The 20,654-nt window shown below is 53.1% G+C and carries 16 protein-coding genes; 9 read left to right on the forward strand and 7 right to left on the reverse strand.

Features of this window, described 5'->3' with window-relative positions:
- Nucleotides 1-125: 125 nt before the first annotated feature.
- Nucleotides 126-788 carry a DUF4357 domain-containing protein gene (locus RIN67_RS02750; RefSeq protein WP_264999809.1) on the forward strand — a complete coding sequence of 221 codons (663 nt, stop codon included), beginning with the start codon at nt 126-128 and terminating at the stop codon, nt 786-788.
- Nucleotides 789-995: 207 nt separating this feature from the next.
- A complete protein-coding gene (locus RIN67_RS02755; RefSeq protein WP_313826050.1) occupies nt 996-2,744 on the forward strand; it encodes a DUF262 domain-containing protein in 1,749 nt (582 codons plus the stop codon).
- 136 nt (nt 2,745-2,880) lie between these two features.
- Here the strand turns inward: RIN67_RS02755 and RIN67_RS02760 are convergent, their stop codons facing one another.
- Nucleotides 2,881-3,519, reverse strand: coding sequence for a DNA-3-methyladenine glycosylase family protein (locus RIN67_RS02760; RefSeq protein WP_264999807.1), 639 nt, complete (start codon nt 3,517-3,519; stop codon nt 2,881-2,883).
- Between the two features lie 478 nt (nt 3,520-3,997).
- Here RIN67_RS02760 and RIN67_RS02765 point away from each other — a divergent pair, with 478 nt between their 5' ends.
- Nucleotides 3,998-5,416: a hypothetical protein gene (locus RIN67_RS02765; protein WP_313826049.1), complete on the forward strand. Its 1,419-nt coding sequence runs from the start codon at nt 3,998-4,000 to the stop codon at nt 5,414-5,416.
- A gap of 66 nt (nt 5,417-5,482) precedes the next feature.
- On the opposite strand, the gene RIN67_RS02770 is transcribed toward RIN67_RS02765, so the two are convergent.
- The 3 genes from RIN67_RS02770 to RIN67_RS02780 all read right to left on the reverse strand — a co-directional run bounded on the left by RIN67_RS02770 (nt 5,483) and on the right by RIN67_RS02780 (nt 7,898).
- Complete coding sequence (locus RIN67_RS02770) at nt 5,483-6,829, reverse strand: NCS2 family permease (protein ID WP_024746563.1); 1,347 nt, start codon at nt 6,827-6,829, stop codon at nt 5,483-5,485.
- Nucleotides 6,830-7,039: 210 nt separating this feature from the next.
- Complete coding sequence (locus tag RIN67_RS02775; protein WP_264999806.1) at nt 7,040-7,675, reverse strand: PHP domain-containing protein; 636 nt, start codon at nt 7,673-7,675, stop codon at nt 7,040-7,042.
- A complete protein-coding gene (locus RIN67_RS02780; protein ID WP_264999805.1) occupies nt 7,665-7,898 on the reverse strand; it encodes a PHP domain-containing protein in 234 nt (77 codons plus the stop codon). Before RIN67_RS02780 ends, RIN67_RS02775 begins: the two co-directional genes overlap by 11 nt.
- A gap of 294 nt (nt 7,899-8,192) precedes the next feature.
- On the opposite strand from RIN67_RS02780, the gene RIN67_RS02785 reads away from it, so the two are divergent.
- Together RIN67_RS02785 and RIN67_RS02790 are read left to right on the forward strand one after the other, a co-directional pair.
- Nucleotides 8,193-8,846 (forward strand): hypothetical protein, encoded by a 654-nt coding sequence (locus RIN67_RS02785; protein WP_264999804.1) that lies wholly within the window; start codon nt 8,193-8,195, stop codon nt 8,844-8,846.
- Nucleotides 8,847-8,857: 11 nt separating this feature from the next.
- Nucleotides 8,858-9,988 (forward strand): glycosyl hydrolase family 8, encoded by a 1,131-nt coding sequence (locus RIN67_RS02790; protein ID WP_264999803.1) that lies wholly within the window; start codon nt 8,858-8,860, stop codon nt 9,986-9,988.
- Between the two features lie 51 nt (nt 9,989-10,039).
- Here RIN67_RS02790 and RIN67_RS02795 read toward each other — a convergent pair whose 3' ends face one another.
- Entirely contained in the window at nt 10,040-10,978 is a 939-nt protein-coding gene (locus RIN67_RS02795; RefSeq protein WP_024746567.1) for a GH25 family lysozyme, read from the reverse strand.
- Between the two features lie 144 nt (nt 10,979-11,122).
- Nucleotides 11,123-12,064, reverse strand: coding sequence for a matrixin family metalloprotease (locus RIN67_RS02800; RefSeq protein ID WP_264999802.1), 942 nt, complete (start codon nt 12,062-12,064; stop codon nt 11,123-11,125).
- A 223-nt stretch (nt 12,065-12,287) separates the two neighbouring features.
- Between RIN67_RS02800 and RIN67_RS02805 the strand changes: the two genes are divergently transcribed.
- From RIN67_RS02805 to RIN67_RS02820, 4 genes are all read left to right on the forward strand, one after another.
- Complete coding sequence (locus tag RIN67_RS02805) at nt 12,288-12,869, forward strand: DNA-3-methyladenine glycosylase I (RefSeq protein ID WP_264999801.1); 582 nt, start codon at nt 12,288-12,290, stop codon at nt 12,867-12,869.
- On the forward strand, nt 12,866-13,999 hold the full coding sequence (locus RIN67_RS02810; RefSeq protein ID WP_264999800.1) for an exonuclease SbcCD subunit D: 1,134 nt from the start codon (nt 12,866-12,868) through the stop codon (nt 13,997-13,999). Before RIN67_RS02805 ends, RIN67_RS02810 begins: the two co-directional genes overlap by 4 nt.
- Nucleotides 13,996-17,163 carry an AAA family ATPase gene (locus RIN67_RS02815; protein WP_264999799.1) on the forward strand — a complete coding sequence of 1,056 codons (3,168 nt, stop codon included), beginning with the start codon at nt 13,996-13,998 and terminating at the stop codon, nt 17,161-17,163. The genes RIN67_RS02810 and RIN67_RS02815 overlap by 4 nt, the downstream gene beginning before the upstream one ends.
- Before the next feature lie 171 nt (nt 17,164-17,334).
- Nucleotides 17,335-18,324: a choloylglycine hydrolase family protein gene (locus tag RIN67_RS02820; protein WP_264999798.1), complete on the forward strand. Its 990-nt coding sequence runs from the start codon at nt 17,335-17,337 to the stop codon at nt 18,322-18,324.
- 70 nt (nt 18,325-18,394) lie between these two features.
- Here RIN67_RS02820 and RIN67_RS02825 read toward each other — a convergent pair whose 3' ends face one another.
- Entirely contained in the window at nt 18,395-20,653 is a 2,259-nt protein-coding gene (locus RIN67_RS02825; RefSeq protein ID WP_313826048.1) for a glycoside hydrolase family 3 C-terminal domain-containing protein, read from the reverse strand.
- Between the last annotated feature and the right edge of the window lies 1 nt (nt 20,654).

The following is a 20,654-nucleotide window of genomic DNA, read 5'->3' on the forward strand; positions in this document are numbered from 1 at the left end:
AAAAGCCGCCTTAGACAGCCGTAAAGAGCTGGCTTGGAACGGAGTCTACAACCCTGTTTGATCAGGTCTTCCCCGGACAACAACGGACGGTCTACATCGGCGAAGCTGAAGATGTGGGTCACCGCTTGCGGCAACATCAGGTGGCTAAGGAAAAATGGTGGGATTTTGTGGTGGCCTTTGTGATCAATAACGCGGACCATCAACTCTCTAAGGCGGATATCAAGTACTTAGAAAACCTGATGTATCAACGTGCGCAGCAAAGCCAGCGGATGCAGCTTTTTAACGGGAATACTCCGCACAAGTCTTTTGTGGCTGAAGGCAGAAAGTACGATTTAGCAGAGGTTTTTGAAAATATCGACCTGTTATTACGGGCCTTTGACCTCCCCGTTTTTGCCCCAGCTCCGTCAACATTGAAGGCGTTAAAATTAATGCCGATTGCTACCTCGGCACCCCAGCACCCTAAAATGACGCGACAAGGCGAGTCGGACCGAATGTTTTGGTTTGATGGCCGCGGGAGTCAAGCGCGGGCCACGTACACCCCGGAAGGTAACTTGCTGGTCCATCGGGGCTCTAGGTTAACGCCGAAAGCCCCTGCTAAGTCGTTTAACCCGGCACTGGTACGTCGGTTGGAACGGGCTGGTGTGATTAAAAATAACGTGTTCGTTGACGACTACCTGTTCACCAGTCCGTCCACGGCGGGAAGCGTAATTTACAAGGCCCGCTGTAACGGCTGGACCATGTGGCATGATCAAGCAGGAAAAACGTTAGATCAACGATTTCGGACTTAGAATCCAGCTCTTAAACGGGGGCTGGATTTTTTTGTAAGCACGCACAGATCGTAAAAATGATGGCGAAATTTGGACTGACTTTACCACTTAAATGAAGAATTCAGGGGGTTCGTTAAGTTGGCTATTGATCTTCCTGAAACGGCTAGGTAACATGGGGATACAGGATTATCGGCGTAGCTTGAAGACAAGGGAAGAGTAGGCGTGTATATGACAGAATTTGTTGAGATTCCACAACCATCCAGATTTCGAATCAGCGAACTATTTCGGGACAATAACTTTATCGTCCCGCTATATCAACGCAACTATGCCTGGGGAACGAATGAGGTCGAGGACTTTTGGGGCGACCTGTTGGAGCTAGTGAAGGGGTACCGGAACAGCCACTTCTTTGGACAAATCGTGACCTATAAGAACGAACAGGGCGACCAAGAGATTATTGATGGGCAACAACGACTGACCACCAGTACATTATTTATGGCGGCGATTCGGGATACCGCTAACCGGATGTACCGTGAGAACTTCTCGAACAGTCAGGCTAGTGAGGCGGAGCTAGAGAGTGGTGACCTGTTGCGCGATGTGCGACGTGAGGTTGATAAATCGATTCGTGGAAAGGACCATCCCTCGTTGATTGTTCAACAAAATGCGGATCACGACCAGCCGGGTCAGAGTTTGCAGGATTATTTTTTTGATTTGACGAATCAGGTGGCTAAAGCCGCATCGGAGAAGTTGACGTCGGAACCTAAACGCAACATGCAACGGGCTTACAAGGAAATGACACATTGGATTGTGGCGGAAATCAATCAGGAAAAGACGTTAGCTGGGCGGATTGACCGGCTGCAGTTGATCTTTGAATCCTTCTTTAACAAGTTTTACATTGTGATGATCTCGGCACCCAGCCGGCAAGACGCTTTTACGATTTTTGAAACGTTGAACAGTCGGGGAAAAGATCTACGGGCTTCCGATATTATCAAGAACCACGTGATGTCATTAATGGGGACGGAGATCAAGCCGGCTAATGACCAGTGGAACCGGCTGACCAATCAACTGGATAACGACAGTGATAAGATTACTCGGTTCATCCGAACCTACTGGGCGGCCAAAAAGCGAATCGTTCCAGAATCTAAGTTGTATCGGGCCATCAGTACAGAAATCAAGGACGTCAACACCTCGCAACAGTTTTTAGATGATTTAGACAAGGTGGTCGCACTGTATACCGTTCTGGAATCACCGACCAGTCCTAAAGCCCATGACCAATACTTTAAGGATCATAAAATCACGGAAACTTTGGAGATCTTAGCGCGGCTCCACGTGAAGCTGTATTATCCGGTCGTGATTGCGATGGTTTATAAAAAGTATTCTGAAGCGAGTTTGTTGAAAGTCGTGACGAAATTACTGGCCATTTTTATCCGGCACCGGACGATTATTAACGATGGGACGAACAAGTTGGAAACGGGCTTCTCGGATGTGGCGCATCGTATCTGGAATTTAGATTTAAAATCAGTGGATGAAATTATTGAAGACCTTAATGAGAAACTATTACCGAAGAAAGATCAGACTGAAGCAAGTTTCCAAGTATTGCAGAAGGCTGGGGGTCAGCGGGGCGCTAAGAAATGGACCTTGGTGTACTTGTTGGCGGAGCTCTATAGTGTTGAATACGATGACTTTGGGGAGCAACTCTTTCGGCAGGTCTTTAAGGATGACGATTACCAACTGGTTCAGGTCGACACCACGAACGCTGTGGGGGATGATGCGGAGTATCTGGGAAACTGGACGTTGTTGGAAAAGCGATTAGTCAAGACGGAAGTCCAAGCGGCAGCAGATCTGGTACCGGCGTTGCAACAATCAGGGTTAACCGGGAACCAGCGTCTTGCCCAACAGATTCAAAATAACGGCTGGTCAGCTGCGGATGTTCGGAATCGCCAAGACCGTTTTACGGCAGACGTTACCCTGATCTGGTAGTCACTAGGCATCGGGACAAACGGCGGTTAGCCAGCGAGCATGAACGTCATCAGTTTGGCCCCTCTTAGGCACCCTGTAGCGTCAAGGATAGCCCAAAACGGAGTCTGGGATTTTTTATCCTGGGCTCCGTTTTGGGCTATTTAAATAAGTGAAATGGGTGCTTAGTCAGTCCGGCATCCCGGGCGTGGTAGAGGTAGCGGGCGGCTAGTGACGAGTAAGGGCGCCACTTACGACACTTCTTCTCGACGGCCGCTCGGCGGTAGTCCGTGGTCTTGTAGACCCAGCCGTAGCCCTGGAGAAAGGCGCCGTCCTCGAAGGGCAAAATGTTGGGCCGGTCGAGGGAGAAAATCAGATACATCTTCGCGGACCAAGGCCCGATGCCTTTGAGTTGGGTCAGATTCGTTATGATGGCTTGGTCGGACAAGTCACGGTAGCGCTCAAGGTTGATGGTGCCCGCAATCATGGCAGTCGTCAGGGTACGAATCGTGGCGACTTTGGTGTGCGAAACGCCGATGCTACGAATCGCTTGGTCGGAAAGTTGGTCGATGGCAGTTGGCGTGAGGTGACCGGCTGGACACTGGCGAAGCAAGCGACTGGTTAAAACGGCGGCCACTTTATTCGACAACATTTGCCCGATAATTTGACTGACTAGAAAACCGTAGCCGTTGGTGACCAGTTGATAGTCCAGCGGCCCCAGCATTTGGATGACTTTTCCCAGATGCTTGTCTCGCTGACTGAGGTACTGAATTTCGGGTGAAGTTTGGTCAAAGTGCACGTTACCGCCTCCTTTAGGCCTGATTATACGCGGGTGATGGCCTGGGCGATAATGGGTCGTTAAGCGGGGCCATTAGTTTACTAGCCTAGGTGACGAGGTCATGGGAGGCTAAACCTGAGGTCAGGTTCTTTTATAAATTTTATTATGATAAAAAATGAGCAGAAGGAATATTGGAAAAGCAGATTCTGTATACTAGGCCGGTAGTTTAAAAAGCGAGGGTAGATTACCTGAAAGGCCAGGGTTGGTGGTGAGCGTGACCTGCTATCCGGTAAATGGTCAGCAGAAACAGATGCAAGCGGCTTAACGGATTGAGCTAACGACTGCACAACTTCGCCTGCCCAGTGAGCTTTTTGGCCGGGCAAATAGCTTGGCGACTAAGTAGTCAACCGACAAAGGTTGTTGATTTAATTAAGTGGTTCTTAGAAGAAATCAAGGGTGTATAGACGTGGTAAGTTTTGGGTGTTGGGAGGAATCATGAATGGAAAGAGTCAAGGTTCAAGGTATCAAGAAGTTGGTCTTGATGCTAGTCATTGGAATGGGCGCGCTCCTGCTGAGTCCGCCGGTAGTGGGCTGGGCTAAAGAGATTCCCGCAACGGGGCTGGACGCGAACAGTGCCGTGATTAAGGACGCGCAGGGGAATGTGATCAGTCATACGACGCCTTTACCAGAATCGTTGTCCTATACGGTCAGTTATAACTGGCGGGTCGCGTCGTTTCTTAAGATCAGTCCCGGGGATACCATGACCGTTTACTTACCGGAAAACGTCGCGATGCCGGAAGATACCAGTTTCTCGATGGTCAACACCTCATTGTTTGATCATCGCACGATTGGGACGTTCTTCATGGCGAAGGGGGCACGAACGGGGACGGTGACCCTGAACGCGACCTTTGCGTCCACCAGTTATAATCGTAAGGGCTATATTCGTTTGGACGTTACCGGTCGTGAGCCGGACAAAGAAAATACTTTGGAAGCACCAATCGATCCGACGCCGGAGAATCCGGATGATTCGGAGACGGTGGCCCCGGAAGCACCAGAAGATAGTGAACCGGAAACACCGGAAGACAGTGAACCAGAACAGCCAAGTACGACTGAGCCGGAGACGCCGGAAGACAGTGAGCCAGAACAGCCAAGTACGACTGAACCGGAGACACCGGAAGATAGCGAACCGGAACAGCCAAGTACGACTGAGCCAGAAGCACCGGAAGACAGCGAATCAGAACAGCCGGGGACGACTGAGCCGGAAACGCCGGAAGATAGCGAACCAGAACAGCCAAGTACGACTGAGCCCGAGTCTCCGGAGTCGGAACAACCTAGTTCAACTGAACCGGTGGCGCCGACGCCCGAACACCCCAGCACGGACGGTACACCGACGATGAACGATGAGGAGCCGGTAAATACGCCGGCACCTGAAAAGCCAGAAGTATCGAGTTCGCCGCAACCGGGGACAACGACTCCGGAATTGCCCGGTGATGCGGGGGGCGGTGGTGGTTCAACTCAGCCGACACCTTCCAATGATTTTCAAGCAGAAAATCCTTCGTTGACTCCGGTACCGACGTTTGGACCGCAAAAACCCGAGCCACAGAAGCCTGAGTCGCAGAAGCCGGTTTCTCAAGTACCAAGCGGATCAACGACATCATCAACTATGGGTCAGTCAACGCCCACTCCCGGTTCGGGGAGTGTCGACCATCAACCGGTAACCGGCGGCTTGGCTCATAGTGGCACCGCATCGCAAGGTACTTCGGGTGGGATGGCCCAGGTCCTAGGGATTCAGTCAACCAGTGACCATCCGACCGCAACTTTACCGCAAACCGGTGAGCGTCCTGCGCCGTTGATTGCTTTGAGCGGTTGCTTGATGTTGTTCGGTCTAGGTTGTTGCATCTTGAGACGTCACAATTAAGCATAAAACTCCCGTCAATCTAAACTTGACGGGAGTTTTCGGGTTCTCAGTAGTGTTTTTAACGTTTTAGGACTTAGGAATCACGTTCAGGATGTACATCAAGCCAATAAAGACGGCGAGCATGATCCACATGATCAGGTTAACGTCTTTGCGCCGACCAGCAGCGGTCATCAGAATTGGGTAGGTTAGGAACCCAAAGGCAATACCGTAGGAGATGTTGTAGGTCAGGGGCATGCCCACGATCGTTAGAAAGGCGGGCACCGCGATTTCGAATTTATCCCAGTGAATATGGCGCATGGACGAAGCCATGAGAACCCCCACGATAATCAGCGCGGGTGCCGTAACTTGGGTGGTGACCACTGTCAGGAGTGGCGAGAACAGCAAACTGAAAATAAAGAGTACTCCCGTCGTCAAGGCCGTCAGACCAGTCCGGCCGCCCACGGCGATACCGGCAGAGGATTCAACGTAGGCAGCGGTAGGCGTGGTCCCCATCACTGAACCAGCGAGCATGGATAGGGAGTCGGCCATGAGGGCCCGACCGATACGGGGCATCTTATTGTTCTTCATGATGCCGGCCTGTTGTGCTAAGCCAATGAGCGTTCCGGCCGTATCGAAGAAGGCAACTAACAGGAAGATGACCACGACGGCCCACATCTGAGGATCGGCCATGGCGGGGAGGTTCTTGATGCTGACCCCCATGGTGGGATCCATGCTTGGGGCGAGGGACATGAAGTGGGTCGGCGCTTTGATCAACCCGGTCAAGAGTCCCACGATCGTGGAAGCCACTAAGCCGATGAAAATGGAGCCCGGAATCCGCATTGCCATGAGCACGGCAATGACGAAGACCCCAAAGATCGTCAGCCAGGTTGTGGGCACGGTCAGGGAGCCCATCGCAACTAAGGTCGATTTGTTGGCAACCACTAGGCCACCGCCTTGAAGCCCGACAAAGGCAATGAAAATCCCGATTCCGGACGCAATGGCCATCTTCAGGTCACTCGGAATCGCGTCAATCACGATTTCGCGAACCTTTAAGAATGACAAGATGGTGAATAGGATGGAGGCAACAAAGACCCCCGCCATCGCTTTTTCCCAGGGAATCCCCATTCCCAAAACCACTGAATATGTAAAGAAGGCGTTATCGCCCAGGCCGGGTGCTACGGCGATAGGGTAGTTGGCTAAGAAGGCCATTAGGAGGCAGCCAAGAATGGCGGTCAAAGCGGTGACCGTAAAGACGGCCCCTTTGTCCATCCCAGCGGCCCCCAGGACGCTAGGGTTAACGAACAAGATGTAAGCCATTGAGATAAAAGTCGTGAGACCAGCTAAGAGTTCTTGACGAACGGTCGTCCGTTGTTCGGACAAATGAAAAGTTCGTTCCAGGAATCGGGTACTGGCAGTCGCGTTACTAGTTTTCAAATTTAAGTTCCTTCCCCTCTGTAAGATAGCTTAAATTATGCCATATGTTTAGGGCTTGTTCAATGGATAAGTTCGGATTCTAATTATAATCTTCGGATATAATAAATTTAATAGACAAATAAACTAATTAAAAGCGAACTTTTGTTGTTTAAAACAATAAATTGTAGACAAACATTTTATATGACGAAAAGAGTCTTTTGAGGAGATGATTTAAAGATAATCATGGGCTTGTAGATAATTGGCATAGCCGTTAGCCACGTCATTTACGCAGTGAGCATTGGCGTCAAAAACTAAGGGGATGTGAGCTTGACGTGCGATTTGAATCCAGTTAAACGGAACACTTACTGGTGTGGGTTGAGGCAGGTGACAATTTATCAGCTCACCGTTGGTTTGAATTGTGTTAAGGATGGCCGTGAGTTTTTGGTGGGTGGTCGGATCTTCCCAAATTGTTCGGTCAGAAAGGCTGGAGGACCATTGGCAATGTGGCAGGAGATGGCCGTACCGATGTGGCTTGTAGGGAACTTGCCAGTTTACGGCCTGCTGAACGGTGGCTAAGTAGGCCTTCGTCACGTTTAGCGGAGAGCCGTATGCTTGTAGGACACCCTGCTGAAAGATTGGTGCTGAGTCGTCAAGGGCACATAGTCCTGCTGGGGTGGGGAGAAAGTGGACGGACAGAATGGCGTCATCGATTTGGCGGTGATAGATGGCGAGTTGTTCAGCCAGCCAATCTGAATACTCGGCAATGTAGTCAATCTCGAACCCCACGAGGATGCGAATCTGATGGTGGTACTTGGCTTTTAGGTAGTTTAACTTGGCAAAATATTGGGGAAGCTCGTCAGTGAGCATCGCGGCGGTAGCAATTGAATGGGGGGTGTCCCTGTAGTGGCTGTGCGTTAGCTTGAGGCAAGGGGAAGTGTTCCGTTACGGAATAGGTTTTAAACCCACAGGCAATCGCTTGACGAATATAGCGTTCAACGTCTTCCCCTGAACCATGGGGACAAAATTCGGTATGGTTATGGCCGCTCCAGGTTTGGCGATGGATACTGCGTAAGGCTGCGATACTTAGCATGAAATTGAGAATCTCCTACGAATGTATTTTCAGTAACACTCTGAGGTGACAAAAATGCCTGATGACCCGGAGTGTCACGTACCGCTAATGATACGACCCACGTGTAAATATTATGCAAAACAATTGTGCCAAACGCGTAAAGGTTGATATAACAATTGTTATACGGGATGGCATGATTGTCTTCAGGACTCAGTTAGGCCACTTGGTGCGGGTCCTTTAAAGTGAACTTCCCAACAAAAAAACGATAAAGTGGCTATAATAAAAGTAAGTAGATTAATCTTTAGGGGGATGATGATGCTGGAATTACCAATTACACAAGACTACTTAATCTTGACGGAAAAGATTACCACCCGACCGATGTTACGCACGCGGTTTACCACGCAGGCTTATCTGGTCTTGGCAACGTTCTTAGATCTGCGGGACCAACACTTGCTGACGCTGACCCCTCAGCAGGTGACCATTCCGGATCCCGACCGTTTGCAGGCGGCGTTGCCGGCCAGTCTACAGGAGCTGGTAACGCGGTTGCGGACTGCGGTCACAGCGAGTTGGGCGACCCCAGATGTCTTTAAATTGCTGGTTAGCTGGAACTTGGCAAATGCCATTTACGATACGGTGGGGCCACAGTTGGCCGCAACACAACAGGTTGAACCGGTGGTGTTTCAGAACAACCTCTTGCCGCATACCATCTACGTGCCACAAGAGGCAGCCAAGCAACGGGTAATCAAAAAATTGGAAGCTGAAATTCGGCAACGGCGGTTAACGCCCGCCCATCAGGACTTGTTGGCTATCTTCGACCGCTTGCAGGCACTCCAATGGCTATTGCCGGCTGACTTGGTCACGCAGTGGTCGACGGCTCAGGCGAAGGACACCACGATTCAGGAGTTGACGGCGTTGGCGCAACACCGGATTACGATGCGTAAGTTTGAACTAGATTCTTGGTTAAGTTAGGAGTTGAGGGTATGCAGAAGTTACGATTACGGGTATGGTTGGGCGGCTTATTAGTAGCTGGTGGTGTCTGTCTCGGATTGTGGGGACAAGCGGCGATTCCGGCGCAAGCCAAGAGTACACAGGCAGTCACCTGGTATCGTCAGTGGAAAAAGGCCTACGTTCGGGGCGGCCAGCAAAAGTACGTCCAAACCAACGACGGCCACGGTGCCAGCCGGGTCTACTCTGAAGGACAGGGTTACGGGATGTTGGCGAGCGTGCTCGCGGCTAAGCGGGGCGTCAAGACCCACACCACATTTAACCAACTCTACCGATATTACCGTGCCCACCGGGTCTCCAAGACCAATCCTTTAATGCAGTGGCAACAGATTAAACGAAAGGGTAAGCTGACCAGTGTGGGTTCCGAACGGAATAGTGCAACGGATGGGGACCTGGACATTGCCTACGCCTTGATTCTGGCGGATAAGCAGTGGGGGAGTCGGAAGATCAATTACCGGCAGGCCGCTCGTCAGTTACTGGTAGCCATCCAGCGTTCCGAAATCAACCCGACCACCCATCTGCCCATGATGGGAAATTGGGCCACCACCGCTAACGACCAGCGAAAACTCCGGACGGCGGATTTAATGACCGGTTATTTCCGGGCATTTGCCAAGGTCAGCCAGAAAGCCCAGTGGACCCGGACCGCTAACCAGAGTCAAAAGATGGTCAAGAAGCTCAGCGCACAACACAAAACGGGCCTTTTCCCAGATTTCACTTACGTGACGGGCAAACATCTGACCCGACGGAGCGTGCGACCTAACACCATTGAGTCGGCGACCGATAACCAAGTGGGGTATAACGCTTGTCGGGTCCCGTGGCGCTTAGCCCAGACTTACCGGCTAACGCACGACGCGACCACTAAGCGCGCCTTGACCAAGCAGCTCAACTTCTTCCAGCGCCGTTCTAAGGTGACCGCGGTTTACACGCTAGGTGGTCGGGCCGTTTACACCTATCAAAATGCGGCCTTTACGGCACCAGTTGTAACGGCCGCGCGGGTGCTAAAGCGGTCGACTTTGCAACGTAAGTTTGCCAAGCAGTTGCCAGCCAAAATTCAGAAGCACGACTACTACTCAGCCACTTTGCAGATGATTACCGCGTTTGCATAGCGCAAAAAAAGCGATGCCCGCTGGGACATCGCTTTTTACGTAGACGACGGATTAGTAGGTCGTTACGAAGGATTGGTTAGCTGTGATGTACTTACCGTTGGTTAACTGGAACCGGTAAGCGTTCTTGCTGTTCTTGGTGATGGCCTTCACCGCCAATTGAGACCCCTTAGTCACTTTGCTACCCCGAGCACTCTTGGTGAAGTTGACCGAAGAGTATTGGTAGATTGGCTTAGTGGTCTTCACACCGGTAACGCCAGATACGCTTTGGTAGTAGCTCGCCTTAGATGCGGCTGACTTGAACCAACCGTTGACCGTTGACTTGTCTAAGACCTTGTTCAAGTCAACGTTACCGGAAATTCCGGAAACCCGGCCCTTACTGGTGTATTGCCATAAGTCTACGGAAGTTCCGGCCACCTTCGGCTTCACGGAACTGTACTTGGCGATCCAAGACCCGTCGAACTTGGAGAAGTCCAACTTGTGGGAGTTGGCGTAGTATTCGCCAGAGTAAAGGATCAACGGCTTGTCCGTCAATGACCGCATAGTCTTCAGCCAAGCGTTGACGTAAGTCTGTTCGGAACTCTTAGCGGATCCCATCCGTTGTTCTTCGTCTAACACGAAGAACTTGGTGTGCGCGTTACTCCGCTTGTAGAAGTCTTTGGCTTCTTGCTTTGCGTCCTTAACACTGGTGAATTGAGCGAACATGTATTGACCGAACGGAACCCCGTGCTTGTAAGCCCCGTTAGCGTTAGTGTTCCGGGCACTATCAACCATGTAACCCTTGTCACCCTTACTACCATGTTGGACCCGAATGATGGCATACTTTAAGTCCTTGGATGCCTTGCTCCAGTTGATCTTCCCTTGGTATTGGGAAATGTCGGCCACTTTTTTACCAGCGGCTTGGGCCGTAGTCGTGTTTAAGCTGACGCCGACTGCTAAGGCAGCAGCGGTTGCCGCGAGCCCCAAACCAAAACGATGTAATAATTTGTGCATAGAAAACGTCCTCCTCAGTCTTTGCCCCGATTATACACGGGCACGTTCGCCTAGAGGTTACCACAAAATAACAATTGATTACATTTCGATTGCAGGGCCCAAAAAAGACCGCTTCGTCGACAAACGGCAGCGGTCTTACGGAAATTATTTATGTTGGGCCACGTAAATCTTCAAGGCCAGTTGGGCCCGGGCTTTGTCGGTGCTGGTGACCGGGTTGTATTTCTTCAAGCCGTTGGCTGACGTGACCTGCGTGTAGCTGTTGACCCGACTGGTACCACTCTCGTAGTACATCAAGTCAGAATGCTTAGGGGAGTGGTTCAACCCCATCACGTGACCAAATTCATGGGCGATGGTTCCTGCGTACTCGTACATCCGTCCTTGAGCAGCCACGGACTTAGAGACCGCGGTGAGCTTTTGGGAGACGGGCTGGAACGCCTTCAGGGAGTGAGCGACGGAAGCTTCTTCCTGTTCTAGCTTATTGTTGTATTCGGGATCCGTCGTGGTGATGCCTTGAGCGGCCAGATTCTTTTGCGCCTGGGCCATGATGGCGGCCCCGTATTGCTTATCAAAGGCCGATTCTAGTGAGTTGCTCATCTGCAGAGCGATATCTTGCAGAGCCGCATCGTAGAAGTACTGGCGAACCTGGACCTTCTTGGTCGCGGGTGTCCACCATGCGTCACTGTTATCGTGTTTCGAAGGTTTCGTATTAGAAACGGAGAAGGTCAGGGTGTGGTGTTTCTTAGACCCTGCGGTGAACTCTTTCTTCCCCAGCTTATGGTTCCAATAGTCCATGGCCAACTTGACGCTTTGTTTCAGCTTGGGGTCTTTAGTTTTGACCCAGACCATGGCTTTACCGTTCTTCTTGAGAGCCGTTTGGGCGCTTAAGGCTAAGCGGTACTTTTTGCTTAGTGATTTAGCATGCTTCTTATAGTAACTGTTGGATTTTTTTAAAACGCTGGTCGAAGGTTTGATACTAGCCGCTTGAGCGGTGGTCACAGTCCCCGTCGTGACCACGGGGGCGATTAACAGGGTTGCCGCAAGCGCTGTTAGAATCGACCGACGTTTGATGCGATGTGTCGTATTCATCTTCAAGAACCTCCTTAGTTCCCCAGAACAAGTTTAGTTTACAACAGCATATGCTTTTCTAAAAACGGGGTCAAGCAAAACCCTCGAAGAAAATATCTCATGCTTTACCCCGGTTAGTCAACGATGTTTCCGGTTTCATAAAAGTGAGTTAGGGGAATATCTGTTCGCCTTGACGGACGAATCTGGTATAGTTAGGGTAGTCAAAATAAGAAAGGTGTGGACTATGACAACACGGTGTACTTGGGCGCAATCGGCGCCAAAAAATATGCAAGATTACCACGATCAAGAGTGGGGACGTCCCCAACATGACAATCAGGTGCTCTTCGAGTTACTCTGCTTGGAAACGTTTCAGGCGGGGTTGAGTTGGCAAACAGTCTTGAACAAACGGCCTGCGTTTCGCCGTGCGTTTCAGGGATTCGCCATCGCGAAGGTCGCGGCCATGACTGCGGCGGACCTGGAACGCCTGTTACAGGATCCCGCAATTATTCGCAACCGGTTGAAGCTAAGTGCCGCCATTCATAACGCCCAAGTCCTGATGGATTGGCCCGCCGGCAGCGACTTCAGCACTTGGTTGTGGGCGTTCGTGGGAAACCAGCCAATTCGTCACCACTGGACTTCTGGCGACCAAGTTCCGGCAACCACCGATTTAGCACAACATATTTCTCGGGAGATGAAGCGGCGCGGGTTCAAATTCGTGGGGCCGACCATCGTCTACTCACTCTTACAGGCGGCGGGTTTGGTCAATGACCACCTGGTGACCTGTGACTGGGCGCCGGAGAATCAGCACAAGGAGGCTGAAAAATGAAATTTCTACATACCGCCGATTGGCACATCGGTAAAAAACTGCACGGGTACGACCTGTTGACCGAACAACGTGACGCTTATCGGCAGATCAAGGCCATCGCCTTGGCGGAGCAGGTGGATGCGGTGGTGATTGCGGGGGACCTGTATGACCGGGCACTGCCCAGCGAAGACGCCGTCGCCACCCTGGATGAGATGTTAGTCGACCTGAACCGTCAGACGAAGTTACCACTACTAGCTATCAGTGGTAACCATGATTCCGGCGTTCGACTGGGGTATGGGCGCCAATGGTTCGACAGCACTCGTTTTTACTTGCGTACTCAGGTGGGCGAGGGCCTCGACCCCGTGACATTGGGAGATACCCAATTCTTCTTACTGCCGTACTTCGAACCCTTTGCGGTCCGGCAACTGTTTGACGACCCGGAGATTCGGACCGTGGCCCAAGGGATGGCGCGCCTGGTTCAGGTGATGGAGACCAAGTTTGCTCCGGATAAGAAGCACGTGTTGGTCGCCCACTTCTTCGCGGCCGGGAGCACGCATACGGACTCCGAGACGCAGGTCCAAGTTGGGGGGTTAAACGCGGTTCCAGTCGACTTGCTGCGGGCGTTTGATTATGTCGCGTTAGGCCATTTACACCGCAAGGAAGCCCTGCAGCATGAGCCCACGATTAAGTACAGTGGGTCACCGTTGAAGTTCTCGACCAGTGAAGCGGCGGATACCAAGGGCGTGTGGATCGTTGATACCGATACCACGCCAGTTACTGTGACGTTCAAACCCTTGACGCCGTTGCATGATTTGGTGGTGTTGCGGGATAGTTTCGAGCATTTGATGGATTCGGACCACAATTTTGGTGTGGGCCCGGATGACTTCATCGCGGTGGAACTGACCGATACCACGCCGATTCCTAACGTGATGCAGCGCTTAAAGACGCGCTTCCCCAAGGTCATCGAGCTGACACGGGTCAATCCTCTGACGGTGACCCTGACGCAACTGGATACCCGGCAGGTGCAAAATGACCCGCTGGCGTTACTCCAAGACTTTTTTGAACAGACGACCCAGCACCCATTGGATGATCAGCAACTTCACTGGGCTAAGCAGGCCTTGCAACGAGCGACTAAGGAGGATGCCAAATGACACCGAAAAGTTTACATCTAGAATTCTTTGGTCCGTATCGGGATACGGTGATCGACTTTACCCAGTTCTCCGGAACGCCCTTGTTCTTGATTAGCGGGAAGACGGGGAGCGGCAAGACCACCATCTTTGATGGGATGTGCTATGCGTTGTTCGACCAGACGTCCGGGGCCGATCGGCGACCGCAGGCCATGCGGTCCGACTTTGCGACCTTCGCGGACACCACCCGGGTCACGTTTGTCTTTACGCAACGGGACCGGCGCTACGAGATTGTTCGAGAACCTGCGCAGACCCTACAGAAGAAACGGGGAACCGGAGTCACCGATGTGGCGGCTAGTGTGACCCTAACGGTGTACCAAGACGATCAGGAGATTCGTCAGCTGACCAAGGCCAAGCAGGTTCAAGAATTTTTACAAACGCTTTTACAGATGAATGGACAACAGTTCGCCCAAATTGTCTTGTTGCCCCAAGGTCAGTTCCGTCGCTTCTTGGTGGCACCCAGTGACGAAAAGGCAACTGTGTTGGAGCAGCTCTTCAACACGGAGATCTTTGCGCGGTGGGCCGACCAACTCACGGAGCAAGTTAAGCGTAACCGACAGCAGAACAAGACGGCCTTGGCAGCGCTGACGCAGCTCCAACGCGACTTGACTTGGGATTCGGCTAATCAGGCGACGGCCCAAGACTTGTTGGCGAACCGGAAAACCCAAGACTTGTTGGCGTTGATGGCCCAACAGCAAGCGGCGACCAAAACGGCGGAAGACCAAGCAACGGCGGCCTTCCAGCAAGCACAGCAATACGAGCAAGCGCTGACCCGGCAGGATACGCGTGAGGAACAGCTGGTCCAAGACCAAGCTCAGCTTAAGCGGACCCGAGAAGAGCAGGCCCAACTCCAAGCCCAGGCACCCGCGATGGCCCAGCTAGCGACTGAGATTCAGGAATTGGAGTGGACCCAGCAGTTGATGCCGAAGTGGCGTGATTGGCAGCAAGCCCAGCAGCGTGTGACGCAACGCCAAACGGCCGTTAGTCAGCAGAAACGGGATCTGACGGCGATTCACAACGCCGCAGATCAGGCCCAGACCAGTCTTGACGGTTTGGCCCCCCTGAAGGCTAACCTGGCAAAGTGGCAAGAAGAGCAAGCCCAAAATGCACGGATTCGTCCGTTGTATCAGCAGATTGACCAGACGCAGACGGACCTGGCAATCGCTCGGAAAAAGGCCACAACTGCTCAGCAGGCTTGGACAACGGCGACCCATAACGTTCAACAAAATGCTGACCAACAAGCACAACAGCAACAGATTATCGCGCCCCAAGAGCACCTGATGACGCAGCGCCAGACGTTACAGCAAACCGCCAATAAGCTGGCGACTTGGACCGACCAAGCCCAACGACTGCAACGACAGGCAGAAAGTGTAGCCCGGCAAGAGCACCAGCTAGCAGCTTTAAAGACGCAGGTCGCGACCGCCCAGCAAGCCGCCCAGCAGGCCCAACAGACCGCCGATGACTTGTACCAAGTACGGTTGCGGCACCAGATTGCCGAGTTGAGCGCCCAACTGACACCGGGGAGTCCGTGTCCCGTTTGTGGGGCTACGGATCACCCGCAGCCGGCGGCCACGACCGTTGCGGACGCCGACGTGTCGACTAAGCGGGTCAAAGCCGCCCAGGACACCGCCACCCAGAAGCAGCAGCAGGCCACGACACTCACCACCCAGTTCACGCAGGGGCAAACGCGCCAAGCCGCGGACACCCAAGACTTACACCAACAGGTCACTGAGTTGCGGGCCACGATTCAGACTAGCGACTTGCTGGTCCCTGCCGACGACCTTGCGGGCATCCAAGAGCAGTTGGCAACGGCTACCCGGGAGAACCAAACGGCTTTGCGGGAGAATACCCAGCAGCTAGCGGCAATAAAGACGGCTAAAGCGACCCTAGAGAAGCTGACCGCAGCGGCGACGCAATTGAAGCAACGAGTTGAGACGGCTCAGGCTGCCGCCCAAGCCGCCCAAACGGCGGTTGAGCGATTAGCCGCACAACTCACGACCCAGCAGGCGCAACTGCCAGACCGTACGGAAACCTTTACGGCCTTTATCGCCCGTGAACGCGCACTGGCTCAGCAGGTTACGGATGCTCAAAGTCGTTGTCAGGCCGCGGAACAGATGGTGACGCAGACTCAGGAGCGGCTAACCGTCGCCCAAACTGAACTCAAGACGGCTCAGACGGAAGCCACGCAGAGTCAACAAACGCTCCAGACGGCCCGTGCAGGATTGGATGCGGCGCTAGCCCAACACCAGTTGACTTTGGCGGCTGATCGAGGGCAATTGGAAGCCCAGGTAGCGGCGGTCGCCCAGCTGACCGCCAAGCGGCAAGCCTGGCAGACTTATCAAAGTCACCAGGAGCGCTTGAAGGCCACTCAAGAGACGCTGGTATCCCGGATTGGGAATCAGACGGCCCCAGACCGGGATCAGACGCAAGCCGCTTTGAAGGCCGCCCACCAGCAGGTCGGTCAAGCTCAGGATCGACGTTACGCGTTACAGGAGTCCTGGACCCACAATGATCGTATCGTCACCCAGTTAACTCGGCAGTTGGCCGCGCAACAGACGGCTATCCAACAGACCCAGGCGCTAGAAGAGCTGGCAGGGGTCATCAACGGGGATGGTCCGAACACCAAGTTAGGCCTAGAACGGTACGTGTTACAGACCTATCTCCGACAGATCTTGGTGGTCGGCAACCAACGGCTCCAGCAGTTGACTAACGGCCGGTATCAATTCGTCATCGACGATTCGCCGGCGGCTTCCAAGAAGCGTTCCGGCTTGGAGATCGATGTGTACGACGACCACGTCGGGGAACAACGGAGCGTGCACACCTTATCTGGAGGCGAGAGCTTTATTGCCGCACTGGCGTTGGCCTTAGCGTTGGGTGAAGTGATTCAGCAAACCACTGGAAGTGTCGACGTGGAGGCCCTGTTCATTGACGAAGGGTTCGGGTCGTTGGATGAGGATGCCTTGATGACGGCGCTGGAGTCCCTGGAGTCGGTTGAAGGTCAGCACCGGATGATCGGCATCATCAGTCACGTGAGTGAACTTAGAGCCCAGGTCCCTAATCAGTTACAGGTCATCTCGAATGGGAATGGGGAGAGTCACGTGCGTTACCAGACGGAAAGCGACTTGTAACCGATAGTCAACGCGGGTCGTGGTTCGCGCCGTAAACAATTTATGGGTATTTTAATCTGTTGATGAGTTTAGTAATAAACCGGTTATATAATCAATTATTTTACGTGCATAACACCATCAAGTAGTTTAGAATGGGCAGTAATCAGAAAAAGAGAAATGAGATGGTGTCTAATGTGCACGAGTTTAACGTATCAAAATAGCCGGGGAGACCACTTTCTTGCCCGGACCATGGATTTTGCCTTTGAATTGCATGGTCAGCCCATGTTTATGCCCCGGAATTGGCGGGTCGCGGGGGATGCTGGTGAGTTCACCACGACCTACGGCTTTGTCGGTGCCGGTCGGAAGATCGGTCATGAGATGTTCGTCGATGGCGTGAACGAGAAGGGCTTAGGCGTTGCTGCCCTGTACTTCCCGGAGAATGCGCAATACGTTGACCCTGACCAGGTTCCGGCGGGCAAACAGGCCATTGCACCCCACGATTTTGTAGCTTGGGCGTTAGGGAATGCGGCGAGTGTTGCTGACTTACGGGAATTGGTGACCCACATCCAATTGGTGAACCTGCCCGTGTCGCTCTTGAAGCTGATCACGCCGTTGCACTACATCATCAGTGATCCAACCGGGGAGACGGCGGTCTTAGAAGCCACCAGTCAGGACTTGAAATTGATTGAGGATTCCGTGGGGGTCATGACTAATTCCCCAGACTTGGGCTGGCACCTCCAGAACCTAAGTACCTACGGAACCCTGACGGCCACGGAGCAGCCCCTGCACGATTACCTGGGATATCAGCTGAAGACGCAGGGACCGGGAACCGGTGCGCTAGGCTTACCGGGCGATTACACGTCCCCATCCCGGTTCGTTCGGACGGTCTTTGCCAAGCACTTTAGTCAACCCACGGCCGATGTTCCGAGCACCTTGAACCTCTTACAACATCTGCTTGATTCAGTCACGATTCCCAAGGGCGTCAAACTCAAAGCGGACGGGGGCGACGACTACACCCAGTACCGGGGCTACATGAGCTTGGAAGAGCGAGCTTACTACATGGAACCTTACGATAACTTTGAACTGCAGCGGGTGGTGTTGACGACAGAAATGTTGGAAGAACAACATACGCCAGTCAACTACGCGTTACAGCCCAGTGTGCATATTCAAAACTTGAACTAACCATCGCAGAATAAGAAGAAAGAGCGGACTCTGATCAGTTGAGATCAGGGTCCGCTCTTAATTTACTTGGTTAACGGTTTTGATTAGCAGTTTGGATAAAGTCGTGAATGAGACTTTGAGGCGTTCCTAACGCGACTACGGCCCGTAACGGCATGTTCAAGAACATCCGGTTTTGGAGCGCAGCGGCTTCCCCGTTTTCGTCGGTTGCCACGAAGGGGTTCCCGCTTTGGTCGCCATTGGCCAACGGCTTGATTACCGTTTGCTTGAAGACCGCGAGTAATTCAGGGTCCTTAACGATGGTGGTCAGGTAAGTCTCTGGTGAGACCTGACTTGGACGGTTCTGGAAGTCCATGGTCAACTTAGTTTGCAAGCGCATGTCACGTGAAGACTCGCCGAGCATGACCTCGTAGTCGCCGCTGTCAGCCCGCCACCGGTGATCCTTTTCGCACCACCAGCTGAAGTCGCGCCGGTTCAGGGTCAAGGTGACTGATTTGGTTTCACCGGGGGCCACAGCGACCTTAGTGAAGGCCCGCAGTTCCTTGGTCGGCATTGGGACGTGGGACGCGTGGTTGGCCACGTAGAGCTGTGGAACGGCTTGCCCCGCAACGTCACCGGTATTGGTGACGTTGAACGTGACTTGGGCGCCCTGAGCGTCGCTGGTGACGTTTAAGTCGGTGTATTCGAACGTGGTGTAGCTTAAGCCGTGGCCGAATGGGAAGAGGACATGCATCTCGTGGGTGTCGTAGTACCGGTAACCCATGAAGATGCCTTCAGCGTAGTCTTCGTGGTGGGGGTCCTGGCCAAAGGTCGGAGCCATCGGCGTGTCAGTCAGACGGATTGGGAAGGTTTCGGTCAGGTGACCGGAAGGGTTAACTTTCCCCGTTAAAACGTCCCAAGTGGCTTCACCCACCGCTTCGCCGGCCAGGTAAGTTTCAACGACGGCCGGGACGGTGTTGATCCAAGGCATTTCGACCGCAGAACCATTTTGCAAGACGATGGTGGTGTGCGGGTTAACCTTGGCCAGGCTGCCAATTAAGTCCGTCTGGTTTTCAGGTAACATCAGCGAGTTCTTGTCAAACCCTTCGGATTCGGCACTAGCCGGGTAACCGGCGAATACGATTACGTGGTCAGCGTCCTTAGCCGCTGCCAAGGCTTGTTGAACCAAGTCATCTGAGGTTTCATCTTCGTTCAAGTGGTACCCCGGATAGTAATCCGCAGTCAGCCCACTAGCGGTTAAGGCCTCCAGTGGCGTCACCAGTTCGCTAGGGTTGACGTGTGAGCTCCCCGCACCTTGGTAGCGCGGTTTTTCCGCTAATTCACCAATGATGACGACCTTCCCCGCCGTCTTAGGGGTCAGGGGTAATTCGTGGTGGTCGTTCTTCAAGAGAATAATCCCGTCATCGGCCAACTTCCGCGCGAATTCGTGGTGGGCGTGGTGGTCGTAAGTCCCGGGTTCCTGAGCGGCCGGCCAGTCGCGTAAGAGGTGCAACATGTGGCGGACGGCCTTGTCTAGCGTGCCTTCGTCCAACTCACCGTTTTCAACTGCCTGAATGATCTCGTCCACCGAAGCCTGGCCTTTACCGGGCATTTCGAGATCCAGACCGGCACGGAGCGCTGCGGCGTGGTCCGCAACGGCGCCCCAGTCGGACATGACCGTTCCGTGGAAGCCCCATTCGTCGCGCAGGATACTCCGTAAGAGTCGGCGGTTCTGCGAGTTCAAAACGCCGTTGATGCGGTTATAAGACGTCATCAAGGTGGCTGGGTGCGCCGTCTTGACAATGGTCTCGAACGTTCGTAAGTAGAGTTCACGGAGGGTCCGTTGGGACATATCGCTAGACGCCGTAAACCGTTGATTTTCCCGGTTATTGGCCGCAAAGTGCTTGACGGAGACCCCCACGTGTTGGGATTGGACCCCTTGAACGTAGGCACTCCCTAACTTACCGGCCACTAATGGGTCTTCAGAGAAGTACTCGAAGTTCCGACCACCCAGTGGTGAGCGCTTCAGGTTCACCCCGGGACCTAATAAGAGGCTGACCTGTTCGGCGCGGGCTTCAGCACCCAAGTGTTCACCTAATTGGTGCATCAACGGTTGATTCCAGGTGCTGGCACTCAGCGCGGCCGCGGGGTAGGTAATGGCTTTAACGGAGTTGTTTAAGTCGTTCGCACCCGCACTTTGGTCTTGCTTCCGGAGCCCAGAAGGTCCGTCCGTCATCATCAACGTGGGGAGACCCAGACGATCAATTGTAGCAGTGTACCAATTATGTTTACCTGAAACTAAAGCGGCCTTCTCCGACAATGTCAGGGCGGCCAGTGTCTTTTCGATGTCCATA

The sequence above is a fragment of the Levilactobacillus namurensis genome, from assembly GCF_032197885.1.
GTDB lineage: Bacteria > Bacillota > Bacilli > Lactobacillales > Lactobacillaceae > Levilactobacillus > Levilactobacillus namurensis_A.